This is a genomic window from Sinorhizobium sp. P24N7 (assembly GCF_042436655.1).
Taxonomy (GTDB): domain Bacteria; phylum Pseudomonadota; class Alphaproteobacteria; order Rhizobiales; family Rhizobiaceae; genus Sinorhizobium; species Sinorhizobium meliloti_A.
Genome location: NZ_JBHMIW010000005.1, coordinates 188934 through 211662, shown reverse-complemented (window position 1 = coordinate 211662; position 22729 = coordinate 188934). Strand labels below are relative to the sequence as shown.

Sequence of the window (22729 nt, the reverse complement as noted above, 5' to 3'; positions counted from 1 at the left end):
GAGCAACAAGCTGCGGTTGCCTTTCCCACCCAAATCGATTTGATATCCGCACGGCATCCGCAAGTGGGGGAGAGCGCATGGCATGTTCGGGCAGGTGAGGACGCATCGAAGCCCGACCGGCGCGACGCTCGGCTGGCGCCATCTCGGCGCCGCGGGTGAACCGCAAGGCATTCTCGTCATCAGCCACGGCCTTGCCGAGCATTCCGGCCGCTATGCCCGCTTTGCCGAAGCCATGGCCGGCCAAGGTTTCCACGTCTACGCCCATGACCACCGCGGCCACGGCACGAGCTGTGCCCCCGATGCGTGTCCCGCCATGTTCGCGCAGCGGGATGGCGCTGCCAAGGTCGTCGCGGATCTCCGCGCGCTCCGCGATATGGCGGTGGCCAGCCATCCCGGCCTGCCGGTCGTGCTGTTCGGCCATTCGATGGGCGGCCTGATCGCGCTTAACGCCGCCGAAACCGATCCGGAACTCTACGACGCGCTTGCTGTGTGGAACTCCAATTTCCGGCCCGGCCTTGCCGGGCGCGGCGGCCAGTTGCTGCTGGCGATCGAGAAGATGCTGAAGGGTTCGGACGTGCCAAGTCCGCTCGTGACGAAACTCACCTTCGGTGCCTGGAGCACCAGCATCGCCGACCGGCAGACCGATTTCGATTGGCTCTCGCGCGATAGAAGCGAGGTTGCCAAATATCTCGAAGATCCGCTCTGTGGTTTCGACCCGACCGTATCGCTGTGGCTCGACGTATTCGCCTTCGCCTTTGCCGGGGCCCGCTCCGACCGGCTGTGGCGGCTACCGTCAAGCCTGCCGGTTCACCTCGTCGGCGGCAGCGCCGATCCTTCCACCCTCAACGGAGAGGCCGTTCGCTGGCTGGGCAACCGCATGAAAGCGCGGGGCATGACGGATGTCACGATCGCAATTCACGAGGGCATGCGCCACGAAACGCTGAACGAGATCGGACGGGAAAAAGCGATGACGGAGTTCGCCGCCTGGTGCAGGAAGGCAGTCGGGGGAAAGCGGCACCGTCCATGAGCGAGCTCTCCCTTTCCAAGGCGGCAATCGACCACAACCGGATCTCCTACGGCCTGACGCTGATGGTCCTTTCGGTGTTGCTGTCGCCGCTGATCGACGTCTTCTCGAAGCTCGCCATAGCGACGGTTCCCTCGGCCGAGATCACGGCGGCACGCTTCCTGCTGCAGATCGTCTTCATCCTGCCGATCGTCCTTCTGCGCGGCACGCTGTTCGATCTCACCTGGCGCAAGAGTGCGCTGCATGCGCTGCGCGGCGGCCTTTTAGTGGTGACCATGCTTTCCTTCATCACCACGCTGAAGGTCATGGAGGTGGCCGATGCCATCGCCATCTTCTTCGTGGAACCGATCATCCTCACCATTCTCGGCAGCATTTTCCTGAAGGAGACGATCGGGTGGCGCCGTTATACCGCCTGCGCTGTCGGCTTCCTCGGTTCGCTGCTCGTCATCCAGCCGAGCATGCAGGAAGTTGGTTGGGTCGCGCTTCTGCCGATCGTCGCCGCCTTCGGTCTCGCCGTTTTCCTGCTCGTGACGCGCATGGTCGCGCAGAACGAGGACCCCTGGTCGATGCAGTTCCATGCCGGCATCTGGGGAGGCCTCTTCTGTCTCGCGCTGCTCTGGTTCGGCGAGGGCAGCGGATCGAGCGTCTTCGATCCGGTCTGGCCGGACGGCCGCGCCTGGTATTATCTGTTGGGAGTCGGCGTCACCGCGACGATCTCCGGCGTGCTCGGCGTCTATGCCTATCGGGCGGCGCCGGCCTCGGTGCTCGCGCCGCTGCAATATCTCGAGATCGTCTCGGCGACGATTTTCGGCTGGCTCGTCTTCGGCGATCTGCCGGACGCGCTGAAATGGCTGGGGATCGCGATCATCATCGGCTCAGGACTTTATATCATCTGGCGCGAGCGACAGGTGCAGAAGACGGCGGGTATCGCGCCGGTGTCGCCGGCGATCTGACAGCGGCGAAACAGGACAGCAGTTGGGAGGTGCACATGAAAACGGGCGGACAACTGGTGGTGGAGGCGCTTGCCGCAAACGGGGTGAAGCGCATCTCTTGCGTACCGGGAGAAAGCTATCTGGCGGTGCTCGATGCGCTTTACGACGCCGACATCGAGGTCGTCGTCTGTCGGCAGGAGGGCGGGGCCGCAATGATGGCGGATGCCTGGGGCCGGCTGACGGGCGAGCCCGGCATCTGCATGGTCACCCGCGGCCCCGGCGCGACCAATGCCTCCGCCGGCCTCCACGTGGCCCGGCAGGATTCGGTTCCGATGATCCTCTTCATCGGCCAGGTGCAGCGCGACGCCCGCGAGCGGGAGGCTTTTCAGGAAATCGAGTATCGCCGGGCCTTTACCGAAGTCGCAAAATGGGTCGGCGAAATCGACGATCCGGCGCGCATCCCGGAATTCGTGACGCGCGCCTTCGCCGTCGCGACGTCCGGCCGTCCCGGCCCCGTGGTCCTGACCTTGCCGGAAGACATGCTGACACAGAGCGCCGAAGCACCGGCCGCACGCGCTTACCGGCCGGTGGAAAGTCACCCCGGCCCAGGCCAGATCTCCCAGCTTGCAGAGCTTCTCTCCACCGCGAAAAGGCCGATCGCCATTCTCGGCGGTACCCGCTGGTCCGCCGAGTCCGTAGCCGGATTCCAGAGCTTCGCCGAGCGTTGGCAGCTGCCTGTCGGCTGCTCCTTCCGCCGCCAGATGCTTTTCGACCACCTGCATCCGAACTATGCGGGCGATGTCGGCATCGGCATCAATCCGTCGCTGGCAGGCGAGATCCGGGATGCCGACCTCGTCCTCCTCGTCGGCGGGCGGTTCTCGGAGATGCCTTCCTCCGGCTACACGCTGATCGACGTCCCCTACCCCAGGCAGACCCTGGTGCATGTCCATCCGGATCCGGGCGAGCTCGGCCGGGTCTACCGTCCGGACCTCGCAATTGCCGCGAGCCCGCGCGACTTCGTCGCGGCGCTCTCGAGCCTGACGCCTTCGGCCGAGCCCCATTGGTCCGCCCGCACCGGGGAAATGCATGCGGCCTACCTCAAATGGTCGACGCCGCCGGAAAAGGGACCGGGCGACGTGCAGATGGGCCCGATCGTGAACTGGTTGGAGGCGAATACGAGGCCGGAGACGATCTTCACCAACGGTGCAGGCAACTACGCCACCTGGCTCCATCGCTTCCACCGTTTCCGGCGTTACGGGACGCAGGCTGCTCCCGCTTCCGGTTCGATGGGCTACGGCCTGCCGGCCGCAGTCGCGGCCAAGCATCTGCATCCCGACCGCGAGGTGGTCTGCTTTGCCGGGGACGGCTGTTTCCTCATGCACGGCCAGGAGTTCGCGACCGCCGTCCGCTACGAACTCCCCATCATCGTGCTCGTCGTCAACAACGGTATCTACGGTACGATCCGCATGCACCAGGAGCGCGAATATCCCGGCCGCGTCAGCGCGACGGATCTGACGAACCCGGATTTCGCAGCGCTCGCCCGCGCCTATGGCGGCCACGGCGAAACGGTGGCGAGGACGGAAGAATTTGCAGGCGCCTTCCTGCGGGCGCGTGAGAGCGGCAAGCCGGCTATCATCGAGATCAAGCTCGATCCGGAAGCGATCACGCCGACGCGGACGCTGAGCGAAATCCGGAACGGGTGAGTGCATTTGGTGGCCCGGCTGCAGCCGGGCCCGCCTCAGCCCCGAATGTGCAGCGTCTGCTGATAGACTGCGGTGGAGCGGGCGCCGGAGCGGCAATAGCCGAGCATCGGTCGCTGGAACTCGTCCAGTGCGTCGACCATGCTCTTGACCGCGTCCGCGGTCACGCCCATCGGGCCGACCGGGATATGGGTGATCTCCAGCCCGAGTTCCTGGGCACGTGCCGCGATGGCGTCGAAGGTCGGCTGATCGGGGGCCTCGAAATCCGGGCGATGACAGACGATGGACTTGAAGCCGAGCGCCTTGATCTCGTCGAGGTCGTCGACGGTGATCTGGCCCGAAACCGAGTACTCATCGTTGATCTGGCGAATGTCCATGTGGCGTCCCTCAAGAAAAGCGTTGCCCTGATTTAGGCCCGGCGCCGGGCGGCGTCAATCGAGAAGGCGTCATCGGGAGACGGTGAAAGCCAGGCGATATTCACGCGACTGACCGGGCTTAAGAGCACCAAGCTCCCCGTTTGCGGCAAGTTCGGGCCGTTTCGCCAGGCGATGCGAGGCCGGTTCGATGCTGACGACGTTGGCGCCGCCGCGCTGACAGCGCCACATCTGCAGGAACGGCAGCGTCTCGGTCCGGAACCGCACACGGAGTGCACGCCCGTGAAGACCCGGCATTGCGGTCAGCGCCACCTCCGACCATCCGTCACAGGCAACGGCAGGCCGGCAGAAATGCGCGCTATCCCCCTCGCCGAAGCGCCAGGGAAGCGATCCGCCGTCGACCGACGGGCTTTCGATCCGCGTCATCTCGCCGAGCAGCCGGCCCGCGATGTTCATGTGATACATCATCATCGGCGCAAAGGCCGACGAACCGATGTTGACGACGCGGTCGGCAAGCGTCACGGCGTGCGCGGCCGCATCGACTTGCCAGAGCCGCTCTATGGCCGCTCGGCCGCCGCAGGCGAGATCGACTTCGGTCACCGCAGTACGGCGATCGCCTGCCCCGCACATCTCGGTCCGGCTGACAGGCGTTCCGGCGAGCGAACCATGCAGGGGATAATAGGCGCCGGCGCCGCCTTCCAGAGCCTCGGGATGACGAATGTGCTCAGGACCGCAGGTGAACAGGAAACCCGCAAGCGCGCGGTCGATCCGCGGATCGCCGTCCGAGGGGATCGCCGCGCCGGGCGACAGGTCGACGCCGCCGACGACGAAGGCCGCGACATCGAGTGCCGAGGACGGGTCGAACAGGAGGTGGATCGCGGCGCCATCGGCCGCGTTCAAGGTGGTCCGCATTTCACCTCCTCAGAAGGAGCCCGGAATCAGGCAGAGAATCCATGATAGTCGAAGCCTCGGAACCGGGCCATTTCGGCGAGCGTTGCAATGGGCAGGATGTTGGCCTAACTAATTTAACCGGCTGTTCATGATGAATTCACTTTTTTCACATTAACGTCCAAATCGGTATGTACCGCCGCAAAGCAACCGCCATGAAGACAGGTTCCCTAGTGACGCCCGCGACCCGCACCGGCCTTTCGCTCTTCGCAGCATTCGCCCTCATCGCCGTGGAGCTTGCGCCCGCCAACGCACAGGATGCCTATGGTGGCTATTGGGGCGGCGGCGACGTGATGCTCGTCACCCCCGAGGGCGACATTCTCGACTATATCCCCGGAGAGGCCGAGGTTCACGCCATGCGCGACCGGCGCGGACGCACGGTGCTCGTGGATCCGTGGGGCAATATCGTCGCCACCGTCGTGCCGAATGACGGCTATGGTCGCGGACAGCGGCGCCGCCAATACGGGCGCGATGGCTATCCCGATCCCCGCGATCGCGGTTACGGCTATTCGGAGCCCGGCGAGTTTACCGGCGCCATCCCCGAATATCGCGATATTGCGCCCGCTCCGGTCGAGCGCGAGGATCTGCCCAACAGCCTTCCCTCGCTCTCCGATCGTGAGGAGGCTGCCTACGATCCGCAATACAATGACCCGCTGGCACAGCCGATGCCGCCGGCCATGACGGTGAGGGGAAAGTCGCGCGCCGAGATCGCTGCCCTGCAGGTCTTCCTCGACCGCGAAGGCTATTCTCCCGGCGTGATCGACGGCAAGATGGGCTCGAACGTCACCAAGGCCATTGAAGCCTGGCAGCAGGCAACGGGCGAAACGCTCGATCCGAACAATACCGAAGACATTCTCGAGCGGCTGCGCTTCAACGGCGGCTTGCCGATTACGACCTACACGATCACCGCCGCGGATGCGGCCGGCCCCTTTGTCGCCTCCATCCCGGAAGATTACGCACACAAGGCGCAGCTGCCGCATCTGTCGTTCACGTCGGTGACGGAGATGCTCGGCGAAAAGTTCCACATGGACGAGGCCTATCTGCGCGAGCTCAATCCCGGTGCCGATTTTTCAATTCCCGGCACAACGATCAAGGTCGTCAATCCCGGCCCGAACAAGAAGGGCAAGGTGGCGCGCATCCTCGCGGACAAGGCCCGCAAGCAGGTGCTCGCCTACGACGAAGCGGGGAAACTGATCGCCGCCTATCCGGCCACAATCGGCTCCTCCGACACGCCGTCGCCTTCCGGGACCGTGCATGTCGAGCGTATCGCCTTCGATCCTGGTTATACCTATAACCCGAAGATCAACTTCCAGCAGGGCGCGAACGACAGGATCCTGCAATTGCAGCCGGGTCCGAACGGCCCGGTGGGCACCGTCTGGATCGCACTGTCGAAGCCGACCTACGGCATTCACGGGACACCGGAGCCGTCGAAGATCGGCAAGACCCAGAGCCATGGCTGCGTCCGCCTTACCAACTGGGATGCGACCGAACTCGGCAAGATGGTGAGCACTGGCGTCACGGTCGAATTCGTCGACTGACGCACGACAATCGGCCAAGCGTGCCGCGTGAATGCGCATGATCGCGACACGCTTGAGCTGCCTCGAATGCCATATAGCCCTGCCGGCGCAGCAGCCTCATGACATCATGAAACATTGTCATGAAAAACTCCGACGCATTGCCTTTATCACAGGCGAAACACCCCTGACTCTAAGGAACTGTCCGCGATGGCAACGGAGCGTGCTCTCCCCAATCTCTGGCATGCGACGGCACCGGCCGCTCCGCGCACCGCTCCGCTAGCAGGCGACCTGGCGGTCGAGGTGGCGATCGTCGGAGGTGGTTTCACTGGCCTTTCGGCCGCGCTTCATCTGGCCGAGACAGGCGTCAGGACGGCGGTGATCGAATCGCGGATGATCGGCTTCGGGGGTTCGGGCCGCAATGTCGGCCTGGTCAATGCCGGCATGTGGGTGCAGCCCGACGACCTGATTGCAACGCTCGGAGCAGCCGCGGGCAATCGGCTTCTCGACGAACTCGGCGACGGCCCGTCATTCGTCTATGATCTCGTTGCGAAACATGGAATCGAATGCGAAGCCGTTCGCAACGGCACGCTGCATATGTCGGTCGGCGCGGAAGGGCTCAAGGAAATCCGGGAGCGCGAGGCGCAATGGAAAAAACGCGGTGCTCCGGTTGAGGTGCTTTCGGCAGAAAAGGCGCACGCGCTTTCAGGGGCCGAGTGCTTCACAGGCGCACTGCTCGACCGTCGCGCCGGAACGATACAGCCGCTCGCCTATGCGCGGGGATTGGCCCGTGCAGCGCTTGCCGTCGGCGCCGAAATCTTCACCGATACCCCCCTCCTTGGAGCCAGCCGCCAAGGCGATCTCTGGAAATTGAAGACCGGGCGGGGGACGGTCACGGCCCGTCACGTCATTTTAGCGACCAACGCCTATGGAGGCCTTGTCACCGATGTCCCATGGAAGGAGTATCGGCAGGAGCTGACGATCCTTCCCTATTTCCAGTTCGCGACCAATCCGCTGCCCGACAACGTGGCCGAGCGCATATTGCCCGAACGGCAGGGGGCCTGGGACACGGGGCTGGTGATGACCTCCTTCCGCATGGACAAGCAGAACCGGCTGATTTTCGGATCGATCGGCAGGCTCGATGCGATCGCCGCGAGCACACACCGGGCCTTCGCCGCCCGGTCCGTGCGCAAGCTCTTCCCCTTTATCGGGGATTTCCGCTTCGAATATTGGTGGGACGGCCGCATCGGCATGACCACGAACAATCTGCCGGCCATGCATGTGCTCGCCCCGAATGTCGTATCGATCAGCGGATATAACGGCCGCGGCATAGCCCCAGGTACGGTCTTCGGCCGCGCGCTTGCCCGTCACGTCACCGGCGACACGTCCGCGATCCCGCTTGCCGAGACGCCGGTCACGCCGGATCCGTGGCGGACCCTGAAATCCGTCTTCTACCACGCCGGCGCCCAGGCCAAGCATTTCATCGATAAACGGTTCTGAACGGCAACGCCCTTCGCGATCGATCGCTACGCCGCCCGCGGCAAAGCCGAGCGCAGGCGGGACATCAGGGCGCGGCGTGCGGTCACGGGGAGCAGGTTCTGCACCTCGGCGGCAAGCGCGTAGGCGTTTTCGCGCGCCTTGTCGAGATTGCTGACCCTGTTCGGGTCCATCATCTGCAGGGTGCCGCCGCACTCGAAGATTTCGCGATAGGCAACACGCTCGACGATCGGCGTGTCGAGGACCGAAACGCCGCGGGAGGCGAGCAGCGCCTTGATCGTCTGCAGCGCTCGCGTGGTCACCAGCGAATTGACGCGCGTCAACACGACCGAGTGGTTGATGCGTACCCTCGCCTTCTCTCCGATATGGCGGATAAGTTCAAGAATCTGTACGGCCCCCCGCGCATCCATGGCACAGCCCTGAACCGGTATCAGCACGTGATCGGACAGCCCCAGCGCCAACGCGACGATCGCGTCCTTGGCTCCGGCGAGGTCGATGACGATGAAATCGGCCTCACCCTTGAGTTCGCGGATATGACAGGGAAGCGAAGCCGGAGTGACGTGCGAAATCACCTCGAGATTGGCGACACGGCCGGACACTTCGGACCAGCTCGTGATCCAGCGCTGCGGATCGGCGTCCAGTACCACGACGCGGTTTCCCTGCCTCGCCAGTTCCGTCGACAGGATCAGCGCCGCGGTCGTCTTTCCCGCACCGCCCTTTGCATTGGCGAATGTGATGACCGCCATTTCTCTCACCTCGTCCTTGCTCGTTTCCGGTCCGCCGAGCGATGCCCGGCGCGCGGTTTCCTTAATAGAACCTTGCAGAACATGGTTAACGAAATGGAAACTTTTGGCCCCCAAAAGTTAACCGTGGGGCGCATTTTCCGTTGAAGAGCAACGAAAAAGCCCGGAAAACATGGGTTTTCCGGGCTCGAAAAAATTAACGACGGCTCCCGTCAAATGCATTCGGCGAACAGCTTTTTGGCAGCATCGAGCGTCAGTTCGACGGGATTGCCGCCGGCCGTCGGATCGACGATCGCCATCTCGGCCATCTCGTCGATACGGTCCGTGCCGACACCAAGCGCCGACAGCTTGTCGGGAACGCCGAGTTCCTCCCGGAGCTGCAGCACATAGTCATAGAAACCGTCGAAACCGCCCGCAATGCCGAGATAGGCGGCGGCGCGACCGATCTTCTCCTCGATCGCGGAGCGGTTGAACCGCAGGACCGGGGGCATCACCACGGCGTTGGTCATGCCGTGATGGGTGTTGTAGATCGCGCCGACGGGATGCGACAGCGAGTGGATCGCGCCGAGGCCCTTCTGGAATGCAACCGCCCCCATGGCCGCCGCGCTCATCATATTGGCACGGGCTTCGAGATCCGTGCCGTCCTTATAGGCGCGCGGCAGGTATTCCTTGACGAGCCGCATGCCCTCGAGGGCGATACCTGCCGACATCGGGTGATAGAAGGGAGACGAATAGGCTTCGAGGCAATGGGCAAAGGCGTCCATGCCCGTGCCGGCGGTGATCGCCTTGGGCATGCCGACCGTCAATTCCGGATCGCAGATCGTGACGCCAGGAAGGAACTTCGGATGGAAGATCACCTTCTTCACATGACTTGCCGAATTGGTGATGACGCTGGCGCGCCCGACTTCTGACCCGGTGCCGGCGGTCGTCGGAACGGCGACGATCGGCGCGATACCTTCGACGCTCGCCCGGGTCCACCAGTCGCCGATATCCTCGAAGTCCCAGACCGGCCGCGTCTGGCCGGCCATGAATGCGACGCACTTGCCGAGGTCCAGGCCCGAGCCGCCGCCGAAGGCGACGACGCCGTCATGGCCGCCGTCACGGAACGCTTTCACGCCGGCTTCGAGGTTCCTGTCGTTGGGGTTCGGATCGACGTCCGCGAAGATCGCGCGTCCGAGCCCACCCGCTTCCAGAATATCGAGCGCCTGCTGCGTGATCGCCATCGGGGCAAGTCCGCGATCCGTTATGAGCAGCGGCTTCTTGATGCCGAGCGCCTTGCAGTGGTCGGCAAGCTCCTTGATCCGGCCGGCGCCGAATTTGACGGCGGTCGGATAGCTCCAGTTGGCGGTGATGGTCATGCGGTCACTTTCTTGAGGTGATAGGATTTCGGGCGGGTGAGGTTGTGGAAGCCGAGCACCGAGAGCGAGCCGCCCCGGCCGGTCTCCTTGACGCCGGTCCAGCACAGCGCCGGATCGAGATAGTCGGCGCGATTCATGAAAACCGTGCCGGTTTCGAGCTCACTGCCGATCCGGGCCGCGCGCTCCGCATCCTTCGTCCAGAGCGACGCGGTAAGACCGTACCGGCTGTCGTTCATCAATTCGATCGCCTCGGCGTCGCTCTTCACCTTCATGATGCCCACGGCCGGCCCGAAGGTTTCCTCGCGCATGAACTCCATGGAGTGATCGACGTCGACAAGGACTTGCGGCGCCAGATAGGCACCGCCATCGTCCTGCGGGAAGAGCTTCGGGTCGATCAGCGCCTTGGCACCCCTGGAGATCGCATCGGCGATCTGATTGCGCACCGTTGCCGCAAAGCGCTTGTTTGCCATCGGACCGAGCGTCGTCTCCGCATCGAGTGGATTGCCGAGCTTGTAATTGGACGCCCAGGCGACCGATTTCTCGACAAAGGCGTCATAGAGCGACTCGTGCACATAGATGCGCTCGATGCCGCAGCAGCACTGGCCGGAATTGTAGGTCGCGCCGTCCATCAGCGTGTCGACGGCCGCGTCGAGGTCGGCATCCTCCATCACATAGCCAGGATCCTTGCCGCCGAGTTCGAGGCCGAGGCCGGTAAAGGTGCCGGCCGCCGCCCGCTCGATCGACCGGCCGCCTTCGACCGATCCGGTGAAGTTGATGAAGTCGAAGCTCTTGGCGGCAATCAGCGCCGCCGTCGTGTCGTGATCCAGGAACAGGTTCTGGAAAACGTCCGCCGGAACGCCCGCCTCGATGAAGGCGCGCACCATGCGCTCGCCGACGAGGATCGTCTGGCTGGCGTGCTTGAGGATCACGGTATTGCCGGCCATCAGCGCCGGCGCGACCGTGTTGATCGCGGTCATATAGGGATAGTTCCACGGAGCGATGACGAAGACGACGCCATGCGGCTCGCGCGCGATGCGCCGCTCGAAGCGGTCGCTCTCCTCCACGACGAGCGGCTTCAGCGCATCGGCCGCGATCGAGGCGACGTAATTGGAGCGCTCGTTGAATCCCTTGAATTCGCCGCCATAGCGCACCGGCCGGCCCATCTGCCAGGCGAGCTCCGGCACCACCTCGTCGACCATCTCGTTGAGGCGTGCCACGCCGGCAAGCACCAGCTTCACACGTTCATCGAGCGGGCGCCTGGCCCAGGCCTTCTGCGCGAGGCGCGCATGTGCCACGGCCTGCCTCGCCATCTCCAGCGGCATTGCCGGGCGCTCGGCATAAACCTCGCCGTCGACCGGCGAAACACATCGGATCATCGTCATGATCGTCTTCCTGTTCTCATTTCACATGAATTCCCCTCCCTAACCCTCCCCACAAGAGGGAGGGGCTTGACCTGCGGCACCGCTCCGCACGGTAGTTCGGCCATGCTCCTTGTTGAGGCATCGGCTTTCGATCGGAGGGTGCCGCAACGTAGCCCCTCCCCCTCGTGGGGAGGGATTGGGGAGGGGCGTTTCTACGCCCTTTCGAACCCGCGCGCGACCTCCCAGTCGGTCACCCGCCGGTCATATTCCTGCTGCTCCCATTCTGCGGCGTGCACATAATGATCGACAACCTCTTCGCCGAAAGCGGCACGCAGCATCTTCGAACCGGAAAGCGCCTCGCTCGCCTCTCTCAGCGTATGCGGGATCTCGCGCACCTCCTTGCCCTGATAGGCGTCGCCCACGAAGGGCGCCTCCAGTTCCATCTTGTTCTCGATGCCGGAAATGCCGGCCGCGATCAGGGCGGCAAAGGCAAGGTACGGATTGAGATCGGAGCCGCCGACGCGGCATTCGATGCGGATTGCCTTGCTGCCCTCACCGCAGAGGCGATAGCCGGCCGTGCGGTTGTCCTTGCTCCAGATCGCCTTGGTCGGAGCGAAGGTGCCGGCCATGAAGCGCTTGTAGGAGTTGATATAGGGCGCCAGGAAATAGGTTACCTCGCTCGCATGGGCGAGCTGACCGGCCACATAGTGGCGCATGAGCTCAGACATGCCATACTGCCCGTTCTTGTCGAAGAACAGCGGCGTTTCTCCGTCCTTGCTCCAGAGCGACTGGTGGATGTGCGACGAGGAGCCGGCGGCCGAGTAGTTCCACTTGGCAAGGAAGGTGATCGCCTTGCCGCGCTGCCAGGCGATTTCCTTGCAGCCGTTCTTGATGATCGCATGCCGGTCGGCCATCGTCACGGCCTCCGCGTAACGGACGTTGATCTCCTCCTGGCCGGCGGACGCCTCGCCCTTGGAGTTCTCGACCGGAATCCCGGCTCCCTGAAGACCGTTGCGGATCGCCCGCATCACATCCTCTTCCTTGGTCGTCTGGAAGATGTGGTAATCCTCGTTGTAGCCGCTGGCGAGCTGCAGGTCGCGATATCCCGAGAGCCTCGCATCGTCATAGGACTGATCGAAGAGGAAGAATTCGAGTTCGCTCGCCATATAGGCCTTGAAGCCCAAGGCTTCGAGGCGCGCCACCTGCTTCTTCAAAATGGCGCGCGGCGAGTGCGGCACTTCCGCATGCGTGTCATGGTCCAGCATGTCGCAGAGAACCAGCGCGGTGCCTTCGAGCCACGGAATGCGCCGGAGGGTCGAGAGGTCCGGCTTCATCGTGTAATCGCCGTACCCTTTCTCCCAGCTCGTCGCCTTGTAGCCCGGAACGGTCTCCATCTCCATATCTGTGGCAAGCAGGTAGTTGCAGCTATGCGTCTCCTTCCATGCGCTTTCCACGAAATATTCCGCATGAAACCGCTTGCCCATCAGGCGGCCCTGCATGTCCACCTGGCAGGCGAGCACCGTGTCGATGCGGCCGGCGGCAACATCCTCTTTCAGTTCCTCGAACGAATAGCTCATGAAAGTGTCATCCCATGTTCGGCGCGGCCGTTCCCTTGAACCGCGAAACGAAGCGGGGATCGCGGTCGCGACCCCCACTCTCTTGATGTTGGTTCAGGCTTCGCCGACCGCCTTTTCGGCAGCGGCGATCTCGGCCTGGCGGCGCGCAACCTCGTCGCCGATCGGCGGGCCGCGGAAACGGCGGTTTTCGAAGGCGAACCAGATGATGCCGGTCACGATCAGGAAGCCGACGGTGATGTAGAGCGCCCAGTCGTTCGGCGGCTGAATGCCGAGGACGAAGATCAGCACCATGGCGACGATAGAAAGGATAGCGAAGAGCTTGAACATGCCCTCACCGAGGTTCCACGGCCCCATCTTGTCCCACTTCGATGTTCCCCAGGCGAACAGACCCAGGGTGATCGGGATCGCGAAAGAGAAGAACAGGAAGATGACGGTGCAGGAGACGACGATCGTGTAAACCGGCGTGTCGCCTATCGACACCAACGACGATCCCCAGACGAAGAGCACCGCAAGAATGGAACCCGTCCAGATGGCGGCCACCGGCGTGCGATAGGTCGGGCTCACCTTCGACAGCGCTTTGGAGGCCGGCAGGCCGCCGTCCCGCGAGAAGGCGAAGATCATGCGGGAAACCGAGGTAACCGTTGCCAGCCCGCACAGCCACTGACTGACGAATATGGCGAGGTAGAGGATATCCTTGATGATCGGGTTGACCTGGGCGTCCATCGCCCAGAAGAACACGTTCCAGCCCTGCTTGGCAGCCTCGTCCATATCAGGAATCATCAATACGAAGGAGCACAGCATGATGTAGCCGAAGAGAGCGGCCCAGAGCACGGAGGAAATCATGCCGCGCGGCACGGAATGTGCGGCCTTGACCGTTTCCTCCGAGGTATGGGCAGAGGCGTCATAGCCGGTGATCGTGTAGATCGGCAGCAGCAGCCCGAGAAGGAACACCCAGGTTCCCGAGGTTTGCGGCCACACATTGCCGCCCGTCTCGCCCGAATAATTGGAGAAGGTGAAAAGACGGCTGATCTCGTAGGTGTCGGCAGCGGCAAGGCAGACCAGCGCGAGGAGGATCGCGGTAACGAAGATCAGATAGCCCGAGAAGTCGGTGAGTTTCGCCGTCAGTCCGATGCCCATATGGTTCACGAGCGCCTGCGCGCCGGTGATGATCGCCAGGAAGACGATGCGCGTCATCGTCGTGTCCTCGAGACCGAAGTAAGGCGTTCCGAACGAGCCCATGAAAAAATAATAGGTGCCGACATTGATGGCGCCGAGAACGGTGACCAGACCGAGCAAATTGAACCATGCGGTCAGCCAGCCGGTAAAACGGTTGCCGAGGATTGAACCCCAGTGATAGAGGCCGCCGGCGGTCGGATAGGCGGAGCTGATCTGCGCCATGGCGACCGCGAAGACAAACGAGATGAAGCATCCGAGCGGCCAGCCGATGCCGATCGCGGCGCCTCCGGCCCCGGAAGTCGCCTGCGCCAGCGAGTTGATGCCACCGGACAGAATGCAGATGATCGAGAACGAGACGGCGAAATTCGAGAACTGGCTCATTCGCCTTTCGAGTTCCTGGGCATAGCCCATCGAATGCAGGATCTGCATATCCTGCTTCTTGTCGACTTCGGTGTAGTCTGACATCCTTTTCCCCTGTTTCTCCAAGACCCGCCGCGCCATTGCGGAAGATCATGTCACCCCTGCTCCGGAAACCGGAGCAGCACCGCGGCTTTGCCGCTCCCCCAGGGTCTTTTAGTGCGCCGGAAGGGCAGCCACGCTCTTCGCGAGCAGCCCCGCCAGATAATCGGCCATGACCCTTTGGCCGACTTTATCGCGGATGAGATCGTTGCGAATCTCGATCATGACATTCGGCACGCCAAAGCGGACGCCGTACTCGATCAGGCTGTGCGTCACACCGTCGGCCGGCCCGTAAGGCTCGTTGCGGCGGACCTCGTAACCCGCCTCGCCGATGGCTGCGGCGGCAAGCATGCGGTCCGCGAGCCGGCTGTCGGCGTCGTGCAGAATGCCTAACTCGACTGTCCGCGGCTTGCCGAAATAGATCGGCGTGAAACTATGCATGGTCACGAGAACCGGCCGCCTGCCTGCGGCCTTGCGGTCTGCGACCGCGCGCGTCACCGCCTCCTGAAACGGCAGATAGATCTCCTCCACCCGCGAACGCCGCTCCGCCGCCGACATGGTCCTGTTGCCGGGCACGTCATAGACCTCGCTGAGGACAGGCATCGCCGCGTCAGACTCCGGCGGCCTGTTGCAGTCATAGGCGAGCCGGGAAAAACGTTGATGGATGACCGTGCCGTCAAGCTTTTCGGAGAGCAATCGGGAGACTGCCAGTGCGCCGGGATCCCAAGCGACATGACTCTCGAGCGCCTCCTTCGAAAGGCCGAGCGTTCCCAGCCGCTCGGGCATCCGGTTCGAGGCATGCTCGCAGACGAAGAGGAATTCTCCCTTCGCTTCGGCGTTCTCGATCGCGACCGGGTCGCCCTCTGCCTCAGTCAAAAGTCCCGTCAAAACCGGCCCCCAATGCCTCGTCAGACGATGGTTGTGAAGAGAATTCTTCACGAATCGGCACGTGTCAATGGAAAACTGAAACGATCTTTTCAAAATTGCGATTGACTCCGATTGTGACAGCGATGTTTAATTTCCGGCAAGCTGGCAAAGACCGGCCAAGGGGACGACATTGAACGGCAACACGGCTTCCATGACGGTGTCGGATGTGATCAACGCACATTTCGCCGCGCTGACGCGCGCCGAAAAGCAATTGGCGGAGACACTTCTCGACAATTACCCGGTCTCCGGTCTCGGTTCGATCACCACGGTCGCCGAGAACGCCGGCGTTTCGACGCCGACGGTCGCCCGCATGGTTCAGAAGCTCGGTTTTCGCGGCTTCCCGGACTTTCAGGCACGGCTTCATCAGGAGCTCGAGGCGACGATCTCCAATCCGATCGCCAAGCACGACCGCTGGGCGGCCAGCGCGCCGGGGACGCATACGCTCAACCGCTTCGCCGACGCGGTCATGGGAAACATGCGCCAGACGCTGTCGCAGATCGAACCCGCGGAGTTCGACACGGCCGCCGCACTCGTTGCCGATTTGAAGCGCAGGGTCTATCTCGTCGGCGGGCGCATCACCCGCTCTCTCGCGGATTACCTCTTCACTCATCTTCAGGTCATCCGAACCAGCGTGACGCAGATCGCCGCGAACCCGAGTTCGTGGCCGCATTACGTGCTGGACATGCGCCGGGGAGACGTCCTCATCCTGTTCGACATCCGCCGTTACGAGCAGGAGATGGAAACGCTCGCCCGCTCCGCCCGAGACCGCGGCGTCGAGATCATCCTCTTCACGGACCAGTGGGGCTCTCCGGTCGCCAAGTCTTCATCGAAGGTCTTCCGCGCGCGGATCGAGGTTCCCTCCGCATGGGACAGTTCCGTGATGCTGCTCTTCCTCGTGGAGGCGCTGATCGAGGCGGTACAGAGCTCGAACTGGGACCAAACTCGGGACCGGATGAGGACGCTGGAGGGCCTGTTCGATTCCACCCGCATTTTCCGCAAGCCGGTCTAGGAGGGCTCCGGCGGCTTGAATTCCCTGATGGAAGAGCATTCAGGCGACATTCGAATGCAACCGGGGCGGATTGCTCCGAAGCCGACATATCTGCCGCAGACGGGACAAGGCCTGTCACATAAGCTTCATCGCATATCTTTAACTGCATCGGCGAAATTGAACGAAAACCCAATAAGGAGAACGCCAGTGATTTCAAGGACTCAACGCCTGCTCTCGCTTTCGACCGCCATGCTGCTCGCAACGACGGCAGTAGCCGTTGCCGAGCCGAGCGAAGAGCTCATCGCAGCCGCCAAGAAGGAAGGCACGCTGACGACAATCGCGCTCCCGCACAATTGGTGCGGGTACGGCGACGTGATCGCCGGCTTCAAGGCCAAATACGGCATCGAAGTCAACGAACTGAACCCGGATGCGGGCTCCGGAGACGAGATCGAGGCGATCAAGGCCAACAAGGGCAACACCGGCCCGCAGGCCCCCGACGTCATCGACGTCGGCCTCTCTTTCGGCCCCTCGGCCAAGGCCGAAGGCCTGATTCAGCCCTACAAGGTCTCTACCTGGGACACTATTCCGGACACGGCCAAGGATCCGGAAGGCTATTGGTACGGCGACTATTACGGCGTTCTCTCCTTCGTGGTGAACACCGATATCGTCAAGGACGTGCCGAAGGACTGGGCGGACCTCAAGAAGTCCGACTATGCGAACTCGGTCGCCCTCGCCGGCGATCCGCGCGCATCCAACCAGGCGGTGCAGGCGGTCTACGCCGCAGGCCTCGCGGCCGGTGAAACCGATGCGGCAAAGGCCGGGGAAGCGGGCCTGGCCTTCTTCGCCGAGGTCAACAAGGCCGGCAACTTCGTCCCGGTCATCGGCAAGTCCGCCTCGCTTGCGCAAGGCTCGACGCCGATCATCATCGCCTGGGACTATAACGGCCTCTCCTGGCGCGACAGCCTGAACGGCAACCCGCCGGTCGAAGTCGTCGTCCCGGCCTCCGGCGTCGTCGCCGGCGTCTATGTGCAGGCGATCTCTGCCTTCGCTCCGCATCCGAACGCCGCCAAGCTCTGGATGGAATATCTTTATTCGGACGAAGGTCAGCTCGGCTGGCTGAAGGGCTACTGCCACCCGATCCGCTTCAACGACCTCGTCAAGAACGGCAAGGTTCCGCAGGAAATGCTCGCCAAGCTGCCGCCGGCCGCATCCTACGAAAAGGCCGTGTTCCCGACACTCGACGAGCAGGCCAAGGGCAAGGAAGCGATCACCACCAAGTGGGACAGCGTCGTCGGCGCGAGCGTGCAGTAACTGCCATTGCGTACCTCCCCGCCTCGTACGTGGCGGGGAGGTCATTTTCCTCCGACGCCGGGACAGCCGAAAGCTTTATGACCACGACAACAGCAGCAGCACCCCTGATCAGCAAACGAGCGATCATCGACTGGCTGGGCATCGCGCCCTTCATGATTTTCGCGCTGATGTTCCTGGTCGTTCCGACGCTCTATCTCGTCACCGGCGCCTTCCTCACGCCTGCAGGCGAGTTCACCTTCAAGAATATCGGCGATCTCTTCACGCCCTCGATCCTCTCCGCCTACTGGATTTCGATCCGCGTATCGGTCGCCTCCTCGCTCGGCGGCGCGCTCATCGGCTTTTTCCTCGCGTGGGCGATCGTGCTTGGCGGGCTGCCGGGCTGGATTCGCTCCGGGCTCCTCACCTTTTCCGGCGTCGCCTCCAACTTCGCGGGCGTTCCGCTCGCCTTCGCCTTTCTCGCGACCCTCGGCCGCACCGGTCTTGTCACCGTGTTTCTGCGCGACTGGTTCGGCTTCAATCTCTATTCGACGGGCTTCAATCTCCTGAGCTTCCTCGGCCTCACCATCACCTACATGTATTTCCAGATCCCGCTGATGGTGCTGATCCTTACGCCGGCGCTCGACGGCATGAAGAAGGAATGGCGCGAAGCTTCCGAAATTCTCGGCGCCTCCACCTGGCAATACTGGCGCATGGTGGCGCTGCCGATCCTCTGGCCGAGCCTGCTCGGCACGACGCTCCTGCTCTTCGCCAACGCCTTCGGCGCGATCGCCACCGCCTACGCGCTGACCGGCAGTTCGCTCAATATCGTCCCGATCCTGCTCTATGCGCAGATCCGCGGCGACGTGCTCCATAATCCGAACCTCGGCTATGCGCTGGCGCTCGGCATGATCGTCATCACCGGCATCTCCAATATTCTCTACATCTGGCTGCGGATGCGCGCCGAACGGTGGCAGAAATGAAAGCAAGACGTCTCGGTGCCTGGATCGCCATCGCCATCGGGGCGAGCTATTTCATCGTTCCGCTGCTCGGCACGCTGGAATTCTCGCTGCGCATGCGCCGCGATGCCTATTCCTTCGACGCTTACCGGTCGGTCTTCTCCGACTTCCAGTTTCGCGAGACCTTCGGCTATTCGATGCTGATGGCGTTTTTCACGATCATCTTCGGCATGCTGCTGGTGGTGCCGACCGCCTATTGGGTGCGGCTGCGCCTGCCCCAGGTCCGCCCCGTCATCGAGTTCATCACGCTGCTGCCGCTCGTCATTCCGGCGATCGTCATCGTCTTCGGCTATCTCAGACTCTATAATTCGTCCTCGTTCCTGCCGCTGACCGGCTCCACTTCCGGCACCAACGCGCTCCTGATGTTCTCCTACATGACGCTGTCGCTTCCCTATATGTACCGCGCCGTCGACACGGCGATGCGGGCCATCGATGTCAGAACGCTGACGGAGGCCGCGGAAAGCCTCGGCGCCAAATGGCCGACCATCCTCTTCCGCTGCATTTTCCCGAATGTGATGAGCGGCGTGCTTTCCGGTGCCTTCATCACCTTCGCGATCGTCATGGGCGAATTCACCATGGCGGCGCTGCTCAACCGCCCGGCCTTCGGCCCCTATCTGCAGCTTGTCGGCGCCAACAAGGCCTACGAGCCTTCGGCGCTCGCCGTCATCGCATTCGCGATCACCTGGCTCAGCATGGGATTGATCCAGCTGGTATCGCGCTTCCAGAAATCCGCTCCGGCCAAGGCTTGATCACATGGCATTCCTGCAACTGACCAACATCCAGAAATCCTTCGGCCCGGTCCAGGTCGTGCATAATTTCGACATGGGGATCGACCAGGGCGAGTTCGTCTCCTTCCTCGGCCCCTCCGGCTGCGGCAAGACGACCATACTGCGCATGATTGCCGGCTTTGAAATGCCGTCCGGCGGCTCGATCTTCATCGACGGCAAGGACCAGGGCACGCTGAAGCCGAACCAGCGCAATATCGGCATGGTGTTCCAGGCCTACGCACTCTTTCCCAACATGAATGTTCACGACAATGTCGCCTTCGGCCTCAAGGTCGCCGGCGCTTCCAAAACGGAGATCGAGGCACGGGTGAAGCAGATGCTCGGACTGATCAAGCTCGAGCATCTGGCGGACCGCTTCCCCTATCAATTGTCCGGCGGACAGCAGCAGCGCGTGGCGCTTGCCCGCGCCCTCGCCGTCAAGCCGCAGGTGCTGCTCCTCGACGAACCGCTCTCCGCGCTCGATGCAAAAATCCGCATCTCGCTGCGGGAGGAGATCCGGCAGATCCAGCAGCAGCTCGGCATCACCACGGTATTCGTGACGCACGACCAGGAAGAGGCACTGTCGATCTCCGACCGGATCGTCGTCATGAATGCCGGCCGCGCCGATCAGATCGGCACCCCTTTCGAGATCTACAACACCCCGGCCACACGATTCGTCGCCTCCTTCGTCGGCACACTCAACATCATCGAGGGCAAGGTGGCCGATCCCGCCAGCGGCGCGGTCACCATAGGCGGGCAGCGGATTTCGCTGAAAGAGCCGATAGCCGGGGCAAAGGGCGGCGACAGCATTTCGCTGGCACTCAGGCCGGAAGCAGGCTCAATCGCCGAGGGCGCCAGGGGCGATACCGCACTTCCGGGCCAAGTCGTATCGAGGAGTTTTCTCGGCTCCGTCATCCGCACCAAGCTGCGGGTCGGCGAAGACATCATCTCCTTCGATATGTTCAACGATCCGGGCATGACCCCACCGGTCGCCGGCGAGAGCGTCACGCTGCGCTTCGCGGCAAAGGACCTGCTCGTCATCCGCGAATAGACCGGCGGGAATGAATTGGTCAGGGGCGCGAAATCCTTGGAAAATTCTGTCGTGATTTTTCGCTTTCACGTCGCAGCACAGATTTGACGGCGGCGAAACAGCCGCTATAGTCGCAAGCGTTCTCAGGGCGGGGTGAAATTCCCCACCGGCGGTAGCGAACACAGGATCGGGAATGGTCGGTGGTCGAAGCCCGCGAGCGCTTCGCATTTTCGTGCGAAGGTCAGCAGATCCGGTCGAATTCCGGAGCCGACGGTTATAGTCCGGATGGAAGAGAGCAAGCAGAGGCGTCGCCCCTCCCCGGGGTCTTCGCACATGCATGTTCGCCCGACGGGATCATTGGAAAATGCCAACCCTGAAAGGCTTGAGACCATGACCATACTTTCCCATCCCTCCGCCAAGATCGCCATCGTCCGCGCCCGCTGGCACGCCGATATCGTCGATCGTTGCGTCGACGCCTTCATTGCGCAATGGACGAAACTCGGCGGCAGCGCCGCCGATGTCGAGATCTTCGACGTGCCGGGAGCGCTCGAAATCCCGCTGCATGCGCAGGCGCTCGCCAGGACCGGCCGCTACGCGGCGATCCTCGGCACCGCCTTCGTCGTCAATGGCGGCATCTATCGCCACGACTTCGTCGCCGGGACGGTGCTCGACGGCATGATGCGCGTCCAGCTCGATACCGACGTGCCGGTGCTCTCCGCGGTCCTGACACCCCACAACTTCCAGGAAAGCGAGCCTCTGATCGCCTTCTTCCGCGACCATTTCGTCGTCAAGGGCGAGGAAGCCGCGAATGCCTGCGCGCAGATTCTCGATGCCCGTGCGAAGCTCGCGCTGGTCGACGCCTGAAACGGTGCTGCCCCTCTCCCCGGGCTAAACCCGAGAGGCGCAGATGTACCAATTCCATTCAGAAAAGGGGCGCGGTCGGCATCGGCCGCGCCTTCACATTGAAGCGATTGAAACCCCACGCGATCCGCGATAACAAACTTGAATAACACTTGAAGGATTACTGCGGTCGGGCTTGGCAAGCCGGCAGGACCGGAGAAAGCGACGATGACATTTCAGCCGCGCATGCAGAACAGGATCAGCGGGTTTTCGATCATCGGCGGCCTCAACCGCAGAGAGTGGAATGGTGTGGTCGCGGATGTGTGGGATGTGGAATGCGTTCCGCATGCGGGCGGCTATTATATCGCCGAGGACCCCCGCATGTTCATCGTGCTCGACGCCAAGGGCGGCGGCAATTGCAGGGTGAAGCTCGCCGCAAACGGCAAGGGTGCCGTCCAGAACTACCATCGGCAGGCCCTCTCCTATATCCCGGCCGGAATGGAGCTCTGGACCGATGTCGTCGACATCCATTACATCCGGCATCTCGATCTTCACTTCGACATCGATGCACTCGGCAGACGCCTGAAGGAAGACCTCGACGCCGCGGCAATCGAGACGCCCCGGCTGATGTTCCAGGACGAACGCTTCCTCACGATCGCCGGCCTGATCGCAGCCGAGTGCCTCAATCCCCAGCCCCTCCACGATCTTTACGGCGACGGCCTCACGGTGGCGCTTTTCATCGATCTCATGAAGATCGGCAAGCGAAGCGGCCGCAAGCGCAGCCAGCTTGCGGCGTGGCAATTGCGGCGGGCCGTCGATTTCATCGAGGAGAATTTCGCCCGTAATGTCCGGCTCGAGGAACTCGCCGACCTCACGGGCCTCTCCCAATCGCATTTCAGTCACGCCTTCAAAGCTTCGACGGGTGTCGCGCCTCACCAGTGGCACATCAATGCGCGGGTCGAACGGGCAAAGCAGATGCTGCTCAGGAGCGACGCCCCGCTGACCTCGATTGCCGCCGAGACGGGCTTTGCCGATCAGGCGCACTTCACCCGTGTGTTTCGCAAGGCAGTCGGCACGACTCCGGCCTTCTGGAAGAAAAGTCACACCGCCTGACCAGTCCGCCGGCAGCGCGCAGTTTTTGCCCAAAATCGTTCAATTTCCCGATATCGGGACAAGCGCCGCCAAAATAGTTGATCTAGACACTCATCTTA

At 62.8% G+C, this 22729-nt stretch carries 20 protein-coding genes and 1 riboswitch; of the genes, 12 read left to right on the top strand and 8 right to left on the bottom strand.

The annotated features are described in order from the left end of the window. Nucleotides 1-82: 82 nt before the first annotated feature. From ACFHWW_RS10510 to ACFHWW_RS10500, 3 genes are read left to right on the top strand one after another with little or no spacing between them, the layout of a single operon-like run. Nucleotides 83-1027 (top strand): alpha/beta hydrolase, encoded by a 945-nt coding sequence (locus ACFHWW_RS10510; protein ID WP_338282408.1) that lies wholly within the window; start codon nt 83-85, stop codon nt 1025-1027. Further along, nucleotides 1024-1977 carry a DMT family transporter gene (locus ACFHWW_RS10505; RefSeq protein WP_338282409.1) on the top strand — a complete coding sequence of 318 codons (954 nt, stop codon included), beginning with the start codon at nt 1024-1026 and terminating at the stop codon, nt 1975-1977. Before ACFHWW_RS10510 ends, ACFHWW_RS10505 begins: the two co-directional genes overlap by 4 nt. A gap of 35 nt (nt 1978-2012) precedes the next feature. Then, the gene (locus tag ACFHWW_RS10500; protein WP_275597635.1) at nt 2013-3659 is read left to right on the top strand and encodes a thiamine pyrophosphate-binding protein; all 1647 of its coding nucleotides are present in this window, start codon (nt 2013-2015) and stop codon (nt 3657-3659) included. Between the two features lie 35 nt (nt 3660-3694). On the opposite strand, the gene ACFHWW_RS10495 is transcribed toward ACFHWW_RS10500, so the two are convergent. Both ACFHWW_RS10495 and ACFHWW_RS10490 read right to left on the bottom strand, forming a co-directional pair. Further along, nucleotides 3695-4033 carry a TIGR01244 family sulfur transferase gene (locus ACFHWW_RS10495; protein ID WP_010969769.1) on the bottom strand — a complete coding sequence of 113 codons (339 nt, stop codon included), beginning with the start codon at nt 4031-4033 and terminating at the stop codon, nt 3695-3697. A 69-nt stretch (nt 4034-4102) separates the two neighbouring features. After that, entirely contained in the window at nt 4103-4942 is an 840-nt protein-coding gene (locus ACFHWW_RS10490) for a DUF4432 family protein (protein ID WP_338282418.1), read from the bottom strand. A gap of 167 nt (nt 4943-5109) precedes the next feature. On the opposite strand from ACFHWW_RS10490, the gene ACFHWW_RS10485 reads away from it, so the two are divergent. Both ACFHWW_RS10485 and ACFHWW_RS10480 read left to right on the top strand, forming a co-directional pair. After that, nucleotides 5110-6516, top strand: a complete 1407-nt coding sequence (locus ACFHWW_RS10485; protein ID WP_338282420.1) for a L,D-transpeptidase — start codon at nt 5110-5112, stop codon at nt 6514-6516. 186 nt (nt 6517-6702) lie between these two features. After that, nucleotides 6703-7992 carry an NAD(P)/FAD-dependent oxidoreductase gene (locus ACFHWW_RS10480; RefSeq protein WP_379938148.1) on the top strand — a complete coding sequence of 430 codons (1290 nt, stop codon included), beginning with the start codon at nt 6703-6705 and terminating at the stop codon, nt 7990-7992. Nucleotides 7993-8018: 26 nt separating this feature from the next. On the opposite strand, the gene ACFHWW_RS10475 is transcribed toward ACFHWW_RS10480, so the two are convergent. From ACFHWW_RS10475 to ACFHWW_RS10450, 6 genes are all read right to left on the bottom strand, one after another. After that, a complete protein-coding gene (locus ACFHWW_RS10475) occupies nt 8019-8735 on the bottom strand; it encodes a ParA family protein (protein ID WP_003529183.1) in 717 nt (238 codons plus the stop codon). 209 nt (nt 8736-8944) lie between these two features. Then, on the bottom strand, nt 8945-10090 hold the full coding sequence (locus ACFHWW_RS10470) for an iron-containing alcohol dehydrogenase (RefSeq protein WP_100671725.1): 1146 nt from the start codon (nt 10088-10090) through the stop codon (nt 8945-8947). Beyond that, on the bottom strand, nt 10087-11472 hold the full coding sequence (locus tag ACFHWW_RS10465) for an aldehyde dehydrogenase family protein (RefSeq protein ID WP_338282425.1): 1386 nt from the start codon (nt 11470-11472) through the stop codon (nt 10087-10089). Before ACFHWW_RS10465 ends, ACFHWW_RS10470 begins: the two co-directional genes overlap by 4 nt. A gap of 191 nt (nt 11473-11663) precedes the next feature. Then, on the bottom strand, nt 11664-13028 hold the full coding sequence (locus tag ACFHWW_RS10460) for a glutamine synthetase family protein (RefSeq protein ID WP_338282427.1): 1365 nt from the start codon (nt 13026-13028) through the stop codon (nt 11664-11666). A gap of 93 nt (nt 13029-13121) precedes the next feature. After that, nucleotides 13122-14669, bottom strand: coding sequence for an amino acid permease (locus ACFHWW_RS10455; RefSeq protein ID WP_275597632.1), 1548 nt, complete (start codon nt 14667-14669; stop codon nt 13122-13124). A gap of 108 nt (nt 14670-14777) precedes the next feature. Next, complete coding sequence (locus ACFHWW_RS10450; protein WP_100671729.1) at nt 14778-15551, bottom strand: N-formylglutamate amidohydrolase; 774 nt, start codon at nt 15549-15551, stop codon at nt 14778-14780. 169 nt (nt 15552-15720) lie between these two features. Here ACFHWW_RS10450 and ACFHWW_RS10445 point away from each other — a divergent pair, with 169 nt between their 5' ends. The 7 genes from ACFHWW_RS10445 (at nt 15721) to ACFHWW_RS10415 (ending at nt 22631) form a co-directional block, all read left to right on the top strand. Then, nucleotides 15721-16599, top strand: a complete 879-nt coding sequence (locus ACFHWW_RS10445) for a MurR/RpiR family transcriptional regulator (protein WP_379938147.1) — start codon at nt 15721-15723, stop codon at nt 16597-16599. 186 nt (nt 16600-16785) lie between these two features. Beyond that, entirely contained in the window at nt 16786-17889 is a 1104-nt protein-coding gene (locus ACFHWW_RS10440) for an ABC transporter substrate-binding protein (protein ID WP_379938146.1), read from the top strand. 77 nt (nt 17890-17966) lie between these two features. After that, nucleotides 17967-18848 (top strand): ABC transporter permease subunit, encoded by an 882-nt coding sequence (locus ACFHWW_RS10435; protein WP_018095498.1) that lies wholly within the window; start codon nt 17967-17969, stop codon nt 18846-18848. Beyond that, complete coding sequence (locus ACFHWW_RS10430) at nt 18845-19633, top strand: iron ABC transporter permease (protein ID WP_018095499.1); 789 nt, start codon at nt 18845-18847, stop codon at nt 19631-19633. The genes ACFHWW_RS10435 and ACFHWW_RS10430 overlap by 4 nt, the downstream gene beginning before the upstream one ends. Before the next feature lie 4 nt (nt 19634-19637). After that, on the top strand, nt 19638-20699 hold the full coding sequence (locus tag ACFHWW_RS10425; protein WP_338282434.1) for an ABC transporter ATP-binding protein: 1062 nt from the start codon (nt 19638-19640) through the stop codon (nt 20697-20699). 114 nt (nt 20700-20813) lie between these two features. Further along, nucleotides 20814-20979: riboswitch (FMN riboswitch) on the top strand. Nucleotides 20980-21068: 89 nt separating this feature from the next. After that, nucleotides 21069-21542: a 6,7-dimethyl-8-ribityllumazine synthase gene (locus ACFHWW_RS10420; protein ID WP_018095501.1), complete on the top strand. Its 474-nt coding sequence runs from the start codon at nt 21069-21071 to the stop codon at nt 21540-21542. A gap of 204 nt (nt 21543-21746) precedes the next feature. Next, nucleotides 21747-22631 carry an AraC family transcriptional regulator gene (locus ACFHWW_RS10415; protein ID WP_275599879.1) on the top strand — a complete coding sequence of 295 codons (885 nt, stop codon included), beginning with the start codon at nt 21747-21749 and terminating at the stop codon, nt 22629-22631. Nucleotides 22632-22729: the final 98 nt, after the last annotated feature.